Raw genomic sequence first — 14,805 nt, 5'->3', positions numbered from 1 at the left:
TTCGATGATTGGCCAGTTACTCGGCGACGACATCGAGCCTTCGGGCCGATACATCGCCGAACTCGTCTATGGCGCAAACGACGGCATCGTCACCACGTTCGCCGTCGTCGCTGGCGTCGCCGGGGCCACGCTCTCGCCGACCATCGTCATCATCCTCGGCGTTGCCAACCTCTTTGCAGACGGCTTCTCGATGGGGATGAGCAACTTTCTCAGCCGTCGGTCTGACATCGCCTACAGAGAGACGATTGGTGAAGCGCCGGTCGCAGACGACAAAACGCCTGGAAAGACGGCCTTCGCCACCTTCCTCGGGTTCGTGACGGCCGGGTGGACTCCGCTTCTACCCTACGTGTTCGGCATGGAACCGGCGTTCACCATCTCGATTTTCGTCACTGCGTTCGTCTTCTTCTTCGTCGGCGCGAGTCGAAGCTTCGTCACGTCGCTGGGCTGGCTTCGCGCCGGTCTCGAAATGCTCGTCGTCGGGATGCTCGCCGCAGGCGTGGCCTACGCCATCGGTGCGGCCATTGCGGGACTCCTCTAACTCAGGCTGGTCCTTCTCGAATCGTCAGCACCGGTACCGGTGACATACGAACGACGCGCTCTGCGGTACTCCCGAGAAAGTACCGGCTGACTCCACGACGTCCGTGTGTTCCCATCACGACGAGGTCCACGTCGTGTTCGGTCGCGTAGTCCACGATTTCGTCGTCCGGAACGCCGACGACGACGGTCCCCGCTGTGGCGACTCCGGCCTTCGTTCCTCCGTCACGGGCTTTCTCGATGACCTTCGTCCCCTCGCGTTCGAGTCCTGCCTGGATGTCGTCGAGGAGGAGTACCTCACCGTAGTGACTCGTATCGACCACGTAGAGAAAGTGAATGTGTGCACCGACCACACGCGCGAGCGAGATCGCGTGGTTCTCGGCGAGAGCCGCCCCATCACTCCCGTCGGTGGGGACGAGAATCGTGTCGTACATGCAAGAAGTAGGGTGGATACTTCGGTGAACTTGTCGGTGAACCGCCGTAAGGAGGCGAGCCTACGGGGCTAAGCCGTCTGCAAGCGTTTATGCTGTCATGGTCACCGCTGCTGACAGAGCTCGGTATCTTGCTAACTGGCAGGATGAAATCGACAGCGCGTCACTCTATCGAACAATCGCCGCGAGTGAACCACAACCGCAACTCGCGGAGGTATACGCACGACTCGCCGAAACGGAAGCTGAACACGCGGCCTTCTGGGCCGAGAAGGCCGAGACCGCAGGCGGAACGCTTCCACCGGAACGCCCATCGTGGCGGGCACGAACGCTCGGGTGGCTCGCCCGGCGATTCGGCCCGAACCTGATTCTCCCGACGCTCACCGCCGCGGAGAATGCAGGACGGTCTTCCTACCTCGGGCAACCGGAAGTCGCGGGAACCACCCTGCCTGCGGACGAACGCTCGCACGCGACTTTGCTCCGGACCATCGACGCGACAGGGGGCGTCGAAGGGAGTACGCTCGCCCGACTGGAAGGTCGTCATCGCTCTGCGAGCGGGAACGCCCTTCGGGCTGCCGTTCTCGGGGCGAACGACGGCCTCGTCTCGAATCTGAGTCTCGTGATGGGCGTCGCGGGTGCGGCACTTTCCGGGTCTGCCATCCTCATCACTGGCCTCGCCGGACTGCTCGCCGGGGCGGGTTCGATGGCCATGGGCGAGTGGCTCTCGGTCCAGAGTTCGCGCGAACTCTACCAGCGTCAAATCGACATCGAAGCCGAAGAACTCCGTACGGTTCCAGCCGAAGAAGCCGAAGAACTCGCGCTCATCTACCAAGCGAAAGGGTTGCCAGAAGAACAGGCCCGCCACCTTGCGGACCGACTCGTTTCTGACGAGCAGACGGCGCTCGACACGCTGGCTCGTGAAGAACTCGGTATCAATCCCGAAGAACTCGGGGGTTCTGCGTGGGAGGCGGCGGCCACTTCGTTCGTGCTGTTTGCGCTCGGAGCCATCGTCCCCGTCGCGCCCTTTGCGTTCCTCAGCGGGACCACGGCCGTCGTCACCAGCCTCGGACTCAGCGCCGTCGCACTGTTCGCCATCGGTGCTGCAATCACCCTTCTCACCGGTCGGAGCCTGCTCTATTCCGGTGGCCGTCAGGTACTCATCGGGCTTGCTGCGGCCGCGCTCACCTTCGGCGTCGGGACGCTCATCGGCGTCTCGCTCGCCGGGTAATCAGCGGCCCGTCCACTCGGGGTCGCGCTTCTCGAAGAAGGCGTCCATGCCCTCCTGTTTATCTTCCGTAGCGAACAACTGCGTGAACAGTTCGGCCTCGTACTCGATGCCCTGGTCGAGGCTCATCCGCGAAGCTGCTTTGATGGCGTCTTTCGCAAATTCGAGCGCCACGGGACTCTTCGCGGCCATCTTCCCCGCAAGGTCGTAGACGCGCTCGTCGAATTCGTCGTCGCCGTACACCTCGTCTACGAGGCCGATTTCCTGCGCGTCCGCAGCGGAAATCAGCTCGCCAGAGAGAATCAGGCGCATCGCGTGGCCCTCCCCAACGAGGCGAGTCAGGCGCTGAGTGCCGCCGCCGCCGGGGATGATGCCGAGATTAATCTCTGGTTGCCCCAGTTTCGCCTTCTCGTAGGCGATGCGCACGTCGCAGGCCTGGGCAAGTTCACAGCCGCCGCCGAGCGCGTGGCCGTTGATGCGGGCGATGACCGGCTTCGGGAGTTCGTCTACCAACTCGTACACACGGGGCCGACGGCTCACCGTGCGCTGTTCGAGCGCGGAGCGTTCTCGCAACTCGCCGACGTCCGCCCCGGCGACGAACGCCTTCGCCTCGTCAGAGCCTGTGAGCACGACGACGCGAACCTCGTCTGCCTCCTCGATTGCGCTGAATAGTTTCTTCAACTCCTCTCGAACCTGCGCGTTCAGGGCGTTTCGGGCGTCCGGGCGGTCGATGGTGACCGTAGCGACGTGTTCGACCTCGCTTCCCACGTCGAGGTGGACGAGCGAGCAGTCTGCTGCCACGGCTTCGAGGTCGCTCATCGTTCCACCTCGCCGACGTTCTCGCCGTTCTCCCACCGGTAGAATCCCTGCCCTGATTTCTTCCCGTGGTGGCCGGCCCGGACCTTCCGCTTGAGCACCTGCGGCGGCCGGAATCGCTCACCGAGTTCCTCACGCAGGTATTCGAGGATGTCGAGTCGCACGTCCAGGCCCACGAGGTCGGTCAGTTCGAGCGGTCCCATCGGGTGGTTGTAACCGAGCGTCATCGCCGCGTCGATGTCGGCGGCGCTCGCGACGCCCTCTTCGTACATTCGCATGGCTTCGACGCCAATGGCGACGCCGAGACGAGAGGAGGCAAAACCGGGCGAGTCGGTGACGACGATGGGCGTCTTCGCGATGCCCTCGACGAACTCGACGGCCACCTCGCGCGTGGCGTCGTCGGTCTGCTCTGCGAGGACGACTTCCACGAGCGCCATGATGTGCACCGGATTGAAAAAGTGGATGCCGACGGCCCGGTGTGGGTCGCTAAGTTCGCTCGCGATGGCCGTCACCGACAGCGAGGAGGTGTTCGTCGCGAGAATGGCGTCGTCGGGCGCGACCGCCTCCACATCCGCGAACACCTGCTGTTTGAGGTCGAGGCGCTCGGGGACGGCCTCCACGATGAGGTCGGCGTCGCCCGCCGCTTCCTTCAGGTCCGTCGTCGTCGTGATGCGCGAGCGTGCTGCGTCCATCTCGTCCGCGGTGAGTTTGTCGCGCTCGACGCCGCCCTGGAGGTTGCGTTCGATAGCCGAGACGCCCTCGCTCAGGACGCTCTCGTCGATGTCTCGCAGAAAAACGTCGTGGCCGGCCATCGCGCTCACCTGCGCGATGCCGTGGCCCATGGTCCCTGCACCGAGTACGGTGACGTGCATACCGAAAGACCGCACGCGAACCGGGTTAATCGTTACCGTCGGCCGGACGCACCTTGAAGCCGTAACGGGTGACCCCTTCCTGGGTGTAGATGCGCCGGATGACTGCCTGCACGCGGTCGCCGACCGCGAGGTCGCCGTGGGCCACCTGTGCGGGGGCGCTCACCGTGTCACCCTCGTAGTCGAAGGCGACGATGGTGATGCCAAAGTCGCCGCTCTGTGCCTGCTGGACCGCGAACTCCGGCGGTGCGCCACCTTGTCCAACTCTGGTCACCGCTTCGACCGTTCCAGTCCCGGGTAACTGTATTGGGTCGTAGTCACCGAGGTGGCCGCACGCGTCGCAGGCACCCTCCGGCGGGAAGGCGAGCGCCCCGCACTCGGTGCATTTCCCGGCGATGAGTCGGTGGCGGTGCGGGAGTGACTGGTGCCACGCAGGCATGGAGACGTAGGCTCCGCCGCCTGTGGGCGAGTCACCGGTCAGGTCGCCTCGGAGCCGGAGGTACTCGGCGTACTCGATTTCCTCGCTCTCGTCGAGGGCGAGATTCGTCGCCACATCGTCTCCCTCGATGACGAGCGCGTCCGCGCCGCCGCCGGCCCCGTAACCGACCGCGAGGAGACGTTCGTGGCCCGCGTCGAGCGCCTTCGCGATACCGAGTGGGGCGCTCGCTGCGCCGGTGTCTCCGAGGTCGTGGACCGTCGTCCCGTTTTGGACGAGGCCTGCCTCGAAGCCGAGCGCCTTGGCCGCGCGATACGGGAGTTTCCCGTCGGGTGACTGGAGGCAGACCGCCCCGACGTCGCCGGGATACACTTGCTCGACTGCACCCCGGATGGTCGCGGAGAACGCCTCGCGGTCGTACCCCGTGACGCCCAACCCTTCGACGAACTCACTCCCGCGCTGGCGGAAACGGGTGCCGGGATACGGTGTCGTGTATTCTGCCTGACTTACGACCGCTGCGCCCGTCTCGCCGAGGACGAAGGCTACTGCCCCTGCCCCGGCGGCGTGTTCGTGTGAATCCGATGGATGGCCACGCGGACTGTCGCTCGCGATGACGAGCCCGACGCTGTCGTGCCACGGTCCGGATTCGAGGCTGGCGACGAGGGCGCGGGTCCCAGCGCGGGTGCTCCCACCGAACTGCTGGTGGGTGGCGGTCTCAGAGACGGCAAGCATCGACCCGAGGCGGGCGGTCAGCTCCTCCTCTTCTGCGGGCGGCGTGGAAGACGCGAACGAAAGGTGGGCGACGTCTTCGCCGGTCAGGTCCGCCGCTTCGAGTACGCGTTTACCCGCCTCGACGGCCATCGTGAGGGCGTCCTCGTCCGCGTCGAGCACCGACTTTTGTTTGATTCCCGCCGGCCCGCGACTCCACTCCGCCGCGAACTCCTTCGCCGAGATTCGGAATCGAGGCGCGTACGCCCCGACCGCCGTGATTTTCGGCACGGTCATGCTGTCTCCTCCTTCTCGAAGATGTGGACGACGGCTGCACCGCCGCTCCCGCCGACGTTGTGCGTGAGGCCCCAGCGGGCGTCCTCGACCTGTCGGTCACCCGCCTTCCCAGAGAGTTGCGTGAAGGCTTCTGCGACCTGTCCCGCCCCCGTCGCGCCGATTGGGTGCCCTTTCGATTTGAGGCCCCCGGAGGCGTTCACGACCACGTCGCCGCCGTAGTCGGTCGCCCCGGATTCGACGTAGGAACCCGCCTCGCCCGGCTCGCAGAAGCCGAGGTCCTCGTAGGCCATGAGTTCGGCAATCGAAAAGCAGTCGTGGACCTCGGCGAAGTCGATGTCTACGGGGCCGACGCCGGCCATCTCGTAGGCCTGTTTCGCGGCACGTTGAGAGGCTGGCACGCCGGTGTAGGTTTCGCGCTGGAAGAGTCCAACCTTGTCCGAGCCAGCACCCACGCCAGCGACCCGGATGGGGTCGTCCGTGTACTCCCCGACAACATCCTCGCTCACGATGAGCGCGCAGGCCGCCCCGTCAGTGGTCGGACAGCAGTGGTACAGCGTGAGTGGGTCGGCGACGGTTGGGGCGTTCATCGCGTCTTCGAGCGAGCACTCGAAGCGGAGTTGTGCGTGTGGGTTCTTCGCCCCGTTCCGGTGATTCTTGACGGCGACGTGCGAGAGGTGTTCTTTCGTGGTTCCGAACGCTTTCATGTGGGCGCTCGCCATCTGGGCGTAGACGCCGGCGAAGGTGGTTCCCGAGAGGCGTTCCCACTCGGTTTCGCCAGAGACGCCGAGCCACCAGCGCGTGGCGTCGCCAGAGAGGTCGGTCATGATTTCGACGCCGCCGGCGAGGACGACGTCCGCCATGCCACTCTTGACCGCCTGTACCGCCTGCCGGACGGAGTATCCGGAGGCGGCGCAGGCGTTCTCGACGCGGGTACAGGGAATGCCCGAGAGGCCGACGTGTTCGGTGACGGCGGGACCGGGGAGGCCAATCTGGCGACCGCCGACGCCGAGCGTGCCGACGACGGCCTCGTCTACGTCGGCGGGGGCGACCCCCTTCTCGACGCTCGCGAGCGTCGATTTGTACGCTTGTTCGAACAGGGAGCGGTAGGATTCGTCGGGGAACGACCCGAAATCGGACTGGGCCGCGCCAACGAGGTACGCTTCGCGCATACTCGCCAGTTGGCCGCCCGGCAAATATAGTGTGGGTGTCGCTCCCGCGAACAGTGTGCCCGACCGACAGAACGGTTTTGTGGGGTGGTAACATTGTCCGAAATAATGTACGGCGTTGTGGAATCTGCGACCCGGGACGAGTTGCGCGACATCCAGTCAGACCGCTTGCGAAACATGGTCGAGACGGCCGCTGGCGTGCCGTTTTACCAGCAGGCATTCGAGGAGGCGGGCATCACGGCCGAAGACGTAGAATCGGTCGAAGACATCGACAAACTCCCCTTCACCACGAAAGAGGACCTCCGGGACAACTACCCGGACAAACTGTTCGCCGTCCCTCGCGTGGACATCGTCCGCCTTCACGCCTCCTCGGGGACGACGGGCAAGCCGAAAATCGTCGCCTACACCCGCGACGACCTCGACGTGTGGCGCGAGGTGATGGCCCGGTCGCTCAACGCGGCGGGCGTCTCGGCGAACGACACGGTCCAGAACGCCTACGGCTACGGCTTGTTCACTGGAGGCCTCGGCTTCCACGACGGCGCAGAGGAACTCGGCGCGACGGTCATCCCCATCGGTGGCGGGAACACCGACCGCCAAATCGACTTCCTGCAGGACCTCGGGAGCACGGTGCTTTCGTGTACGCCCTCGTACTGTCTCTACCTCGCAGAGGCGCTGGAAGAGCGAGACGTGGACCCCCGCGACCTGCCACTCTCGACGGTCGTCATCGGGGCCGAACCCTTCACCGACCCGATGCGCGCAGAAATCGAAGACGCGCTCGACGTGACGGCAATCGACGTGTACGGGCTCTCTGAAATCGTCGGGCCGGGTGTCTCCATCGAGTGTGCGGAAGCCCAGGACGGCCTCCACGTCTGGGAGGACTACTTCTACCCCGAAGTGGTGAACCCGGAGACGGGCGAGGTACTCGACGAGGGCGAGGAGGGCGAACTCGTCCTCACGACGCTCTCGAAGCAGGCGATGCCCGTCCTGCGCTACCGCACGGGCGACATCACCTCCCTCAACTACGACGAGTGTGAGTGTGGACGAACCCACGTCCGGATGGACAACGTCACTGGTCGGGTGGATGACCTGCTCATCGTCCGCGGCGTGAACGTCTACCCGAGCCAAATCGAAGAGGCGATGCTCGAATTCGCTGAGGCGGCCCCGCACTATCGCATCGACCTGCGCCGAGAGGGGACGCTGGATACGATTGAACTCACCGTCGAGCATCATGCAGACGCAGAGAACGTGGAGGAACTCCGTGAGAAGATTCACGAGAAACTGAACTCCACGCTCGACGTGAGTTTGGACGAACTGCACGTTGTGGAACCGGGGACCATCGAGCGCACGACGGTTGGCAAGGTCAAGCGAGTGTTCGACCACCGCGAGTAATTCCCGGTAATTTTTTCTCGTCTTTCGGTGAAATCAGGGTGTGCCATACAGTTACGAACCGCACTTCTTCGAGGACATGGAAGTCGGGAAAACCTTTGAGAGCGTCGGCCGAACCATCACCGAGACGGACTTCGTCAATCATTCTGCGTTCGCGGGCGACTGGACGGAACTCCACACGAACAAAGAATACTCAAAAGACGGCCCGTTCGGCAAGCGCATCGGGCACGGGCCGATGACCTTCATCGTGACCACCGGGCTGGTCCAGCGCTGTGGGTTCGTCGAGCGCACCGTCATCGCCTTCCTCGGGATGAACTACATGGATGTACCTAATCCGGTTTTCATCGGCGACACCCTCTCTGCCGAGTTCGAAGTCACCGAGAAACGCGAGTTCGAAAGCCGCGACGACGCGGGCCTCGTGGTCATCGACGCGACGACGACGAACCAGAACGGAACCGTAGTCTTCCAGGGCGACATGAAGTTCATGTTCAAGCGCAAGGAGTGACCCATCCCTGAAAGTCACCAGAATCGGACGGTTCACATAGCGTTTTCTCCCTTTCCGGCGATTGGATAGTGAGGGGTTCAATCATGGCCGTACAAGATGTAAGAGAGATGAAAGACCTCGTTCTGAACATGGCTGTCGATGTGATGAACGACCGGAAACTGGACGACCTATCGAAATACTACATCGACGACTGCGTCACCCACTTCGCAGACCAGCGTCCTGACACCCACGGCATCGAAGGGGTGAAAACAAACTGGGAGGACGTCTTCCAGGGCTTCCCGGACTTCATGGCCGACCTGGACCACGTCGTCGCTGAGGGCGACAAAATCTGTGGCCACTTCACCTACAAAGGGACCCACGACGGTGAGTTCCTGGGGATGGAGCCGACGAACAAGGCAGCGAAGATTAGCGGGATGACCATGTACCGGTTCGAGGACGGGAAGATTGCAGAATCGTGGGTTCACACTGACTTCCTCGGCCTGATGCAGCAACTGGGCCTCGCGCCGATGCCCGGCGAGCAAGCCTGAAATCACGACACCTTTTCTGACGTTCGAGCAAGGGAAATGCTCTCAGCCGTCCTACCTACTCGTGGGTGGAACCCATGGCAGTACAATCGTCAATTGCAGAGAACAAAGCGCTCGCCCGACGCTTCTTCGAGGAAGTGCAGACGATGGACGACATCGACACGGTAGACGACATCTTCGCAGAGAGCTACGTCCACCACGACACCAACATGCCAGAACCGGTGCGCGGTCGTGACGCGTTTAAGGAATCGCTCTCCCAGTGGATGGGTGGCTTCTCTGACGCGACAATGACCGTTCTCGACCAGGTCGCAGAGGGTGACCGCGTCGTCTCCCGCGTCCGGATGGAAGGCTCGCACGACGGCCCGCTTCAGGGCATGGAGCCAACCAACAAGCACGTCGAGATTGAGGGCATCGTCGAACATCGCATCGAGAACGGCCGCATCGTCGAAGGGTTCCCGCAGTGGGACATCATGGGCATGATGCAGCAACTCGGCGCGATGGACGACCAGCGCGCGTAACCGTCACACGAACTGACGGCATCACTTTTTGCGGTGTGGAACCAACTGTCGAGGTATGCCTGTAGATGTCCTCGCCGATGGCGAACCGCGTGCCATCGACGTCCACGCTCACCAGCCGACCAAAGAGTTCCTGGAGGATGCCGGGGGCGAAATGATGCGTGACGCGGCGAAGAAGTTCGGCGCGACGATGGAGTTCGACACCTACGAGGGGATGCGCGAGGAGTACCACGCTGCGGGGGTAAAGCACGCCGTTCTCGTCGCGTGGGACGCCGAAACGAACACGGGGAATCCGCCGGTCACGAACGACTACGTCGCGGAGGTCCGAGACGAATTCTCCGATTTCATCATCGGGTTTGGCAGTGTGGACCCGCTGAAAGACGACTGCGCAGAAGAGGCAGCACGCGCCGTAGAGGACCTTGGTCTCTCGGGGTTCAAGTTTCAGCAAATCGCCCAGGGGTTCGACCCGAGTGCACCGAAACACGAACACCTGTTCGACACCATCGAGGACCTCGGCGTGCCCGTCATCTTCCACGGCGGAAACTCCACGCTCGGCGCGGGCAGTCCGGGCGGGCGCGGGCTGCGAATCAAGTACGGCAACCCGATGCTCGTAGACGACGTGGCGGCCTCCCACCCTGACCTCCAGATTCTCATCGCGCACCCCGCCTTCCCGTGGGAGCGCGAGCAACTCGCCATCTGCCAGCAGAAGGGGAACGTCTACATGGACTTCTCGGGGTGGATGCCCAAGTACATCGACGACGACTGGTTGCACTACGCGGGGACGCTCCTCCGGGAAAAGACGATGTTCGGGACCGACTATCCCATGATTCGCCCGGGGCAGTGGCTCGATAACTTCGCCGAGTACACCAACTACCCCGAGGACGTCCAGCGAAAGTTGCTCTGGGAGAACGCTGCGGAGTTCCTCGGCCTGTGAAAACTGAACAAATTGCGGGACATCCGGCCGTCACCGTCGGGAACGGGGCGGACCGCCTGCTCATCATCCCCGGATTGAACGACCCGCTCATGCGGGTCACCGAGACGTTCTGATTCGCACGAATTGTCGCCGCCTACTGCAATCGCTACGCCGAGGACCGGACGGTGTCGATGGTGTCTCGACCCGTCGGTTTTGGGCAGCAATCGACGGCGGCGATGGCCGACGGCTACGCAGGAGTCCTCGAAGAGACCGGCCCAGCGGCCATCATGGGGCTCTCGATGGGTGGGTTCATCGTCCAGCACCTCGCCGCCGAGCGCCCGGACCTCGTCACCGGGGCGATTCTTGGCCTCTCCGCGGCGGCGTTCAGTCACGATGGCCACGAAACAATCAGTCGGTGGCACGAGTGGGGCGGCCGTCGTCAATGGCGTCGCATCTATCGGGAAGCGGCAGATACAGTCTCGTCTGGACTCGTCCAACGGGGTTTCTCACTTGTCGCGCAGGCCTACAGTGTGATTACGCGCGGGCCGAAAACGCCCGCCGACTTCCTCGGAACTGCACAGTCCAGTCTCGACCACGACGCCCGAGCAACCCTCGGAGACATCGAGGTTCCGACCCTCACGATAGGCGGGACGAACGACCCGTTCTTCGACGAGGCGGACTTCCGTGAAACCGCGAATCTGCTGGGTGGCGACCTGCACCTTCTGCCGGGCCTCGGCCACGAGGCGGTTATCCACCACAGCAGAGACTTCGACGACCCAATCAATCGGTTTCTCGCGGACGGGGCACAGTTTTAACCACCCGGCGGGCGTCTCCCGGCGCATGGACGTAGAAGCCTTCTTCGAAGGGATGCCGTTCGCCGATTTCCTCGGTGTCGAGGTCACAGACGTCGGAGACGGTCACGCCGAGGGCCACATCGAGATGCGCCCAGAACTTTCGTGGAACGAAGAGAAACTCATGGCCCACGGCGGCGTCGCGTTCACGCTCGCGGACACCGTCGGCGGCGCGGCGCTCGTCTCGCTCGTCGACCAGCCCGTCCCGACCATCGACATGCGCATCGACTACTTGAAAGCCGGCACGGGCGACCTCTACGCCGAGGCAGACGTCGTGCGGTGTGGCTCCTCTGTCGGCGTCGTCGACGTGCTGGTCACAGACGAGGACGGAACTGAGGTGGCGAGTGTTCGCGGCGTGTACAAAACAGGGTAGAACAGAACACCGATACGGGTTAGAACACCTGCGTGAGCAGCCCGCGCTCACCTCGGTGCAACCGTTCTAAGAACGACGATTTGCTGATGCCGAGCGCCGCGGCGACCTCCGCGGCGTCGACGTTTCGCGGAACCTCGAAATACCCCATCTCGACCGCCGTTCTGAGCGCCTCCTCCTGGGCAGGCGTGATGTCCCATTGCTGGGCGACGGTCGTCTCGTCGTCCGACCCGAGTGGGTAGATGCGTTCGAGCGTGACTCCGACGGCGTCCGCCCCGGCCTCTGCGTTGCGGGCGGCGACGGTGTCGAGGACGCCCTGGAGCACGTCGCGTCCGACCACTGCCCCCGTGTACCGTTCGGTTCCGCGGTGGTACTGGAGCGATTCGGCGAGGAACCCGGCGTTCGTCAGTTCGTGGACGACACAGCGCTGTTTCGCGAGACAGCGAAAGTTGTAGCGCCCCTCTGTCTGGGACATGTGCAGGTAGCGAATGCGCTCGTCAGAATCGAGGATGGGGGCCACCGCGTCGTCCGGCGCACTGAATCGGAGAAGCACGTTTCCATCTGCGCGCAATTGCGGCGGGCGGGCGACGAGCGTGGTTCCAGCCTCCCGCGAGGCGTCCGCGAGCGGGCAGTTGTCACCCGTAACTCGGAACTCGACGACGAGGCATTCGGCAATCATGCGGAAAATGTAGCCGTCAACATATTTAAACCCCTGTCATGAACGGGGTAAGGAGTATCCGGTGTGGTCTGTTATTATCTTCCATCATGGACCTCGATACCGTGTTCGAACGGGCTGGTCCGCGGGCGTTCAGCCCGAAGGACGACATGCCCCAGGAATACCGCGAGGCGGCGACGCGGATGATTCAGTTCCACGCGAACTCAGAAATCATGGGCGCGTACTTAGAACGCCCCTTCATCCGCCAGGCCCCGAGCCTCGACCGAAAACTCGCGTTCAGCGCGAAAGTACAGGACGAAATCGGTCACGGTCAGTTGCTCTACCGCGCCGCAGAGTCCCTCGGCGTGAAAACCCGCGAGCAGATGTTAGACGAACTCGCCAATGGGAAAGGCAAGTTCCTCAACTGCTTCCACTATCCGATGGAACACTGGTGGGAAGTGCCGATGATTGGCTTCTTCGTGGATGGCGCGGCGATGCGCCGGCAGGCCACGCTCAAGGACACGAGTTGGGAGCCGTACGCCCACGCGATGGACAAAATCTGCTTCGAAGAAGGTTTCCACATCAAACACGGCGAGCACATCCTGCGGGAACTCGGCACGGGACCGAAGAAGCACCAGGAACTCGTCCAGGAAGCGTTCGAGGACTGGTGGCCGCGCATCATCCAGTTCTTCGGGCCAACGAACGACAAGAGCACCCACCACGACTTCGCCGCGAAGGTCGGTCTCAAGCGCAAGTCCAACGACGAACTCCGCAGTGAGTTCCTCACCGTCTACGTTCCGAAGGCAGAGCGTTACGGCCTCGAAATCCCCGAGTACCCGCGCATCTACCACGACGAAGAAACGGGGACCTACACCGTCGAAGAGGACGACCTCGACTGGGACGAGTTCTTCCAGATTGCGAAAAACCAATACGAACCCGGTCTCGGCCAGATCAACACCCGCAAGGCGGCACAGGACGCGGTCGAATGGGTCACCGAATCCTTAGAGAATCCGGGGTCCACGCCCCAGGCGGCTGACTGACCATGATCTGGGAAGTGTTCCGCCAGGAGAAACAGGGTGGCTACCACACCCACTGCGGGAACGTCCACGCGCCCGACCGCGAGATGGCGCTGATGTTCGCTCAGATTCAACACGCGCGCCGTCGGCCAACCCACAGCCTCTGGGTCGTTCCGAAGGACGAGATTGGCGAAGTAGACGCAGAAGAAGCCTCTTTCGGCGGCACGACCGACAAGATGTACCGCTGGGCGATGACGTTCAACACGGACGCGAGTTTCGCGAAGGAAATCGAGGACTCGGAGAAAGAGCAAATCGAGGCCGAACGCCAGCGGAGGGAGAAGTAATGTCCGTCGCAGAACTCCCCGGCCCGCAGGAATTAGACGAGGCCCAGCAGGCCGCGGTCGAAGAACTCCTCTTTCGGATGGCCGACGACGAATTCGTCCTCGCAGAACGCTACACCGAGTGGCAGGTTCGCGCGCCGACGCTCGAATCCGACCTCGCCATCGCGAACATCGCACAGGACGAGTACGGGCACGCACGGCTCTGGTACGATCTGCTCGAGGACTTTGGCTACGAGGAACCAGAACTCATCTGGGAGCGCGACCCGGACGACTTCCGCCACGCGACGCTCGTCGAACTGCCCGTCTTCGAGGGCGACTGGGCCGACACCATCCTTCGAAGTTACCTGTTCGACCAGTACGAGAAACTGCACCTGGAGTCGCTCAACGCTTCGTCGTACCCGCGTCTTCGCGACCGCATCGAGAAGGTGCAACTGGAAGAACGCTACCACCTGGAACACGGACAGAACTGGCTCGAACGCCTCTGTGACGACGACCCGGGCCGCGAGCGTGTTCAGCAAGCACTCGACCGCGTGCTGCCGTACGCCCTGACGCTATTCGAACCGGGTGACCACGAGGACGCGATTCTGGAGTACGGCATCCGCACGGAACCGCTCGACTCCCTGCGCACGCAGTGGCTCGAAATCGTCGTGCCGTTCCTCACCGCACTCGGCCTCGACGTGCCACACGACGTGGACGAACTGCCGGACGTGCCTGCCAAAACGGGCCGTCGCGGCGACCACACCGACGACTGGGAACCGCTGTACGAGGACTTCACGTTCACGTACCGCACCCTCGGGCTGAGCACCCCGACGAAGCTGCTCAAGGACCCAGACGATGTCAAGTAACCCAACCGAAAACACCGGCACGCCGTGTTCCTACACGGACTACGTCCACGGCCCCGAACGCGAGGGCTTCCCTGCAACCGGCGAGGGCGCGACGGGCGTCGAACGCCGCGTCTGGGACGCCCTCTACGAAATCGAGGACCCCGAGATGCCAATCAGCATCGTCGATTTGGGCCTCATCTACGGCGTCACCGTTGAAGACGGCCACGCAGACGTGAAGATGACGCTCACCTACACTGGCTGTCCGGCCCGCAAGATGCTGACCACGGACATCGAGGAGGCCGTCGCCGCCGTGGAAGGCGTCGAGAGCATGGACTTAGACCTCGTCTGGAGTCCGCCGTGGACCGTCGAGATGGTCACCGAGCAGGGAAAGGAGGACCTGCGCGAGTTCGGCCTCTCCATCTGACC

General features: G+C 63.3%; 19 protein-coding genes. 13 read left to right on the top strand and 6 right to left on the bottom strand.

Annotated features, from left to right (window positions below):
* Positions 1–4: 4 nt before the first annotated feature.
* Complete coding sequence (locus P0648_RS12115; protein WP_276247005.1) at positions 5–538, top strand: VIT1/CCC1 transporter family protein; 534 nt, start codon at positions 5–7, stop codon at positions 536–538.
* Position 539: 1 nt separating this feature from the next.
* On the opposite strand, the gene P0648_RS12110 is transcribed toward P0648_RS12115, so the two are convergent.
* Positions 540–968 carry a universal stress protein gene (locus P0648_RS12110; protein WP_276247006.1) on the bottom strand — a complete coding sequence of 143 codons (429 nt, stop codon included), beginning with the start codon at positions 966–968 and terminating at the stop codon, positions 540–542.
* Positions 969–1,065: 97 nt separating this feature from the next.
* Here P0648_RS12110 and P0648_RS12105 point away from each other — a divergent pair, with 97 nt between their 5' ends.
* Positions 1,066–2,190 (top strand): VIT1/CCC1 family protein, encoded by a 1,125-nt coding sequence (locus P0648_RS12105; protein WP_277504136.1) that lies wholly within the window; start codon positions 1,066–1,068, stop codon positions 2,188–2,190.
* On the opposite strand, the gene P0648_RS12100 is transcribed toward P0648_RS12105, so the two are convergent.
* Genes P0648_RS12100 through P0648_RS12085 form a run of 4 tightly spaced genes read right to left on the bottom strand, consistent with a single transcriptional unit; the run spans position 2,191 to position 6,482 of the window.
* Complete coding sequence (locus P0648_RS12100; RefSeq protein ID WP_276247008.1) at positions 2,191–3,006, bottom strand: enoyl-CoA hydratase/isomerase family protein; 816 nt, start codon at positions 3,004–3,006, stop codon at positions 2,191–2,193. It abuts the gene before it with no gap.
* Positions 3,003–3,875, bottom strand: a complete 873-nt coding sequence (locus P0648_RS12095) for a 3-hydroxyacyl-CoA dehydrogenase family protein (RefSeq protein ID WP_276247009.1) — start codon at positions 3,873–3,875, stop codon at positions 3,003–3,005. The genes P0648_RS12100 and P0648_RS12095 overlap by 4 nt, the downstream gene beginning before the upstream one ends.
* A 25-nt stretch (positions 3,876–3,900) precedes the next feature.
* Positions 3,901–5,313 carry a zinc ribbon domain-containing protein gene (locus P0648_RS12090; protein ID WP_276247010.1) on the bottom strand — a complete coding sequence of 471 codons (1,413 nt, stop codon included), beginning with the start codon at positions 5,311–5,313 and terminating at the stop codon, positions 3,901–3,903.
* A complete protein-coding gene (locus P0648_RS12085) occupies positions 5,310–6,482 on the bottom strand; it encodes a thiolase domain-containing protein (protein ID WP_277504129.1) in 1,173 nt (390 codons plus the stop codon). The genes P0648_RS12090 and P0648_RS12085 overlap by 4 nt, the downstream gene beginning before the upstream one ends.
* Before the next feature lie 105 nt (positions 6,483–6,587).
* Here P0648_RS12085 and paaK point away from each other — a divergent pair, with 105 nt between their 5' ends.
* The 7 genes from paaK to P0648_RS12050 all read left to right on the top strand — a co-directional run bounded on the left by paaK (position 6,588) and on the right by P0648_RS12050 (position 11,546).
* Positions 6,588–7,868, top strand: coding sequence for a phenylacetate--CoA ligase PaaK (gene paaK / locus P0648_RS12080; RefSeq protein WP_276247012.1), 1,281 nt, complete (start codon positions 6,588–6,590; stop codon positions 7,866–7,868).
* 40 nt (positions 7,869–7,908) lie between these two features.
* A complete protein-coding gene (locus tag P0648_RS12075; RefSeq protein ID WP_276247013.1) occupies positions 7,909–8,370 on the top strand; it encodes a MaoC/PaaZ C-terminal domain-containing protein in 462 nt (153 codons plus the stop codon).
* An 83-nt stretch (positions 8,371–8,453) separates the two neighbouring features.
* Positions 8,454–8,897, top strand: a complete 444-nt coding sequence (locus P0648_RS12070; RefSeq protein WP_276274841.1) for an ester cyclase — start codon at positions 8,454–8,456, stop codon at positions 8,895–8,897.
* Positions 8,898–8,971: 74 nt separating this feature from the next.
* Positions 8,972–9,412, top strand: coding sequence for an ester cyclase (locus P0648_RS12065; RefSeq protein ID WP_276247015.1), 441 nt, complete (start codon positions 8,972–8,974; stop codon positions 9,410–9,412).
* A gap of 55 nt (positions 9,413–9,467) precedes the next feature.
* Positions 9,468–10,343: an amidohydrolase family protein gene (locus tag P0648_RS12060; protein WP_276247016.1), complete on the top strand. Its 876-nt coding sequence runs from the start codon at positions 9,468–9,470 to the stop codon at positions 10,341–10,343.
* Between the two features lie 170 nt (positions 10,344–10,513).
* Positions 10,514–11,137, top strand: coding sequence for an alpha/beta fold hydrolase (locus P0648_RS12055; protein WP_277504125.1), 624 nt, complete (start codon positions 10,514–10,516; stop codon positions 11,135–11,137).
* A 25-nt stretch (positions 11,138–11,162) separates the two neighbouring features.
* On the top strand, positions 11,163–11,546 hold the full coding sequence (locus tag P0648_RS12050; protein ID WP_276247018.1) for a PaaI family thioesterase: 384 nt from the start codon (positions 11,163–11,165) through the stop codon (positions 11,544–11,546).
* Between the two features lie 19 nt (positions 11,547–11,565).
* On the opposite strand, the gene P0648_RS12045 is transcribed toward P0648_RS12050, so the two are convergent.
* Entirely contained in the window at positions 11,566–12,222 is a 657-nt protein-coding gene (locus P0648_RS12045) for a helix-turn-helix domain-containing protein (RefSeq protein ID WP_276247019.1), read from the bottom strand.
* Positions 12,223–12,308: 86 nt separating this feature from the next.
* Between P0648_RS12045 and paaA the strand changes: the two genes are divergently transcribed.
* From paaA to paaD, 4 genes are read left to right on the top strand one after another with little or no spacing between them, the layout of a single operon-like run.
* Complete coding sequence (paaA, locus tag P0648_RS12040) at positions 12,309–13,238, top strand: 1,2-phenylacetyl-CoA epoxidase subunit PaaA (RefSeq protein ID WP_276247020.1); 930 nt, start codon at positions 12,309–12,311, stop codon at positions 13,236–13,238.
* 2 nt (positions 13,239–13,240) lie between these two features.
* Entirely contained in the window at positions 13,241–13,558 is a 318-nt protein-coding gene (gene paaB, locus P0648_RS12035; protein ID WP_276247021.1) for a 1,2-phenylacetyl-CoA epoxidase subunit PaaB, read from the top strand.
* Positions 13,558–14,400, top strand: a complete 843-nt coding sequence (gene paaC / locus P0648_RS12030; RefSeq protein ID WP_276247022.1) for a 1,2-phenylacetyl-CoA epoxidase subunit PaaC — start codon at positions 13,558–13,560, stop codon at positions 14,398–14,400. The genes paaB and paaC overlap by 1 nt, the downstream gene beginning before the upstream one ends.
* Entirely contained in the window at positions 14,390–14,803 is a 414-nt protein-coding gene (gene paaD, locus P0648_RS12025; protein ID WP_276247023.1) for a 1,2-phenylacetyl-CoA epoxidase subunit PaaD, read from the top strand. Before paaC ends, paaD begins: the two co-directional genes overlap by 11 nt.
* The last annotated feature ends 2 nt before the right edge of the window (positions 14,804–14,805 follow it).

Origin of the sequence: Haladaptatus sp. DYSN1 (assembly GCF_029489995.1) — an archaeon.
Classification (GTDB): domain Archaea; phylum Halobacteriota; class Halobacteria; order Halobacteriales; family Halococcaceae; genus QDMS2.
Note: the sequence above shows the minus strand (reverse complement) of the source record. Positions and strands in the feature narration are given on the sequence as shown.

What these genes read in the sequence shown, in the direction of transcription:
- paaK (WP_276247012.1), top strand. Translation starts at nt 6,588, where the DNA reads ATGTACGGCGTTGTGGAATCTGCGACCCGGGACGAGTTGCGCGACATC.
- P0648_RS12095 (WP_276247009.1), bottom strand. Translation starts at nt 3,875, where the DNA reads ATGCACGTCACCGTACTCGGTGCAGGGACCATGGGCCACGGCATCGCG.
- P0648_RS12050 (WP_276247018.1), top strand. Translation starts at nt 11,163, where the DNA reads ATGGACGTAGAAGCCTTCTTCGAAGGGATGCCGTTCGCCGATTTCCTC.
- P0648_RS12110 (WP_276247006.1), bottom strand. Translation starts at nt 968, where the DNA reads ATGTACGACACGATTCTCGTCCCCACCGACGGGAGTGATGGGGCGGCT.
- P0648_RS12100 (WP_276247008.1), bottom strand. Translation starts at nt 3,006, where the DNA reads ATGAGCGACCTCGAAGCCGTGGCAGCAGACTGCTCGCTCGTCCACCTC.
- paaA (WP_276247020.1), top strand. Translation starts at nt 12,309, where the DNA reads ATGGACCTCGATACCGTGTTCGAACGGGCTGGTCCGCGGGCGTTCAGC.
- paaC (WP_276247022.1), top strand. Translation starts at nt 13,558, where the DNA reads ATGTCCGTCGCAGAACTCCCCGGCCCGCAGGAATTAGACGAGGCCCAG.
- P0648_RS12105 (WP_277504136.1), top strand. Translation starts at nt 1,066, where the DNA reads ATGGTCACCGCTGCTGACAGAGCTCGGTATCTTGCTAACTGGCAGGAT.
- paaD (WP_276247023.1), top strand. Translation starts at nt 14,390, where the DNA reads ATGTCAAGTAACCCAACCGAAAACACCGGCACGCCGTGTTCCTACACG.
- P0648_RS12090 (WP_276247010.1), bottom strand. Translation starts at nt 5,313, where the DNA reads ATGACCGTGCCGAAAATCACGGCGGTCGGGGCGTACGCGCCTCGATTC.
- paaB (WP_276247021.1), top strand. Translation starts at nt 13,241, where the DNA reads ATGATCTGGGAAGTGTTCCGCCAGGAGAAACAGGGTGGCTACCACACC.
- P0648_RS12060 (WP_276247016.1), top strand. Translation starts at nt 9,468, where the DNA reads ATGCCTGTAGATGTCCTCGCCGATGGCGAACCGCGTGCCATCGACGTC.
- P0648_RS12065 (WP_276247015.1), top strand. Translation starts at nt 8,972, where the DNA reads ATGGCAGTACAATCGTCAATTGCAGAGAACAAAGCGCTCGCCCGACGC.
- P0648_RS12085 (WP_277504129.1), bottom strand. Translation starts at nt 6,482, where the DNA reads ATGCGCGAAGCGTACCTCGTTGGCGCGGCCCAGTCCGATTTCGGGTCG.
- P0648_RS12055 (WP_277504125.1), top strand. Translation starts at nt 10,514, where the DNA reads ATGGTGTCTCGACCCGTCGGTTTTGGGCAGCAATCGACGGCGGCGATG.
- P0648_RS12115 (WP_276247005.1), top strand. Translation starts at nt 5, where the DNA reads ATGATTGGCCAGTTACTCGGCGACGACATCGAGCCTTCGGGCCGATAC.
- P0648_RS12045 (WP_276247019.1), bottom strand. Translation starts at nt 12,222, where the DNA reads ATGATTGCCGAATGCCTCGTCGTCGAGTTCCGAGTTACGGGTGACAAC.
- P0648_RS12070 (WP_276274841.1), top strand. Translation starts at nt 8,454, where the DNA reads ATGGCCGTACAAGATGTAAGAGAGATGAAAGACCTCGTTCTGAACATG.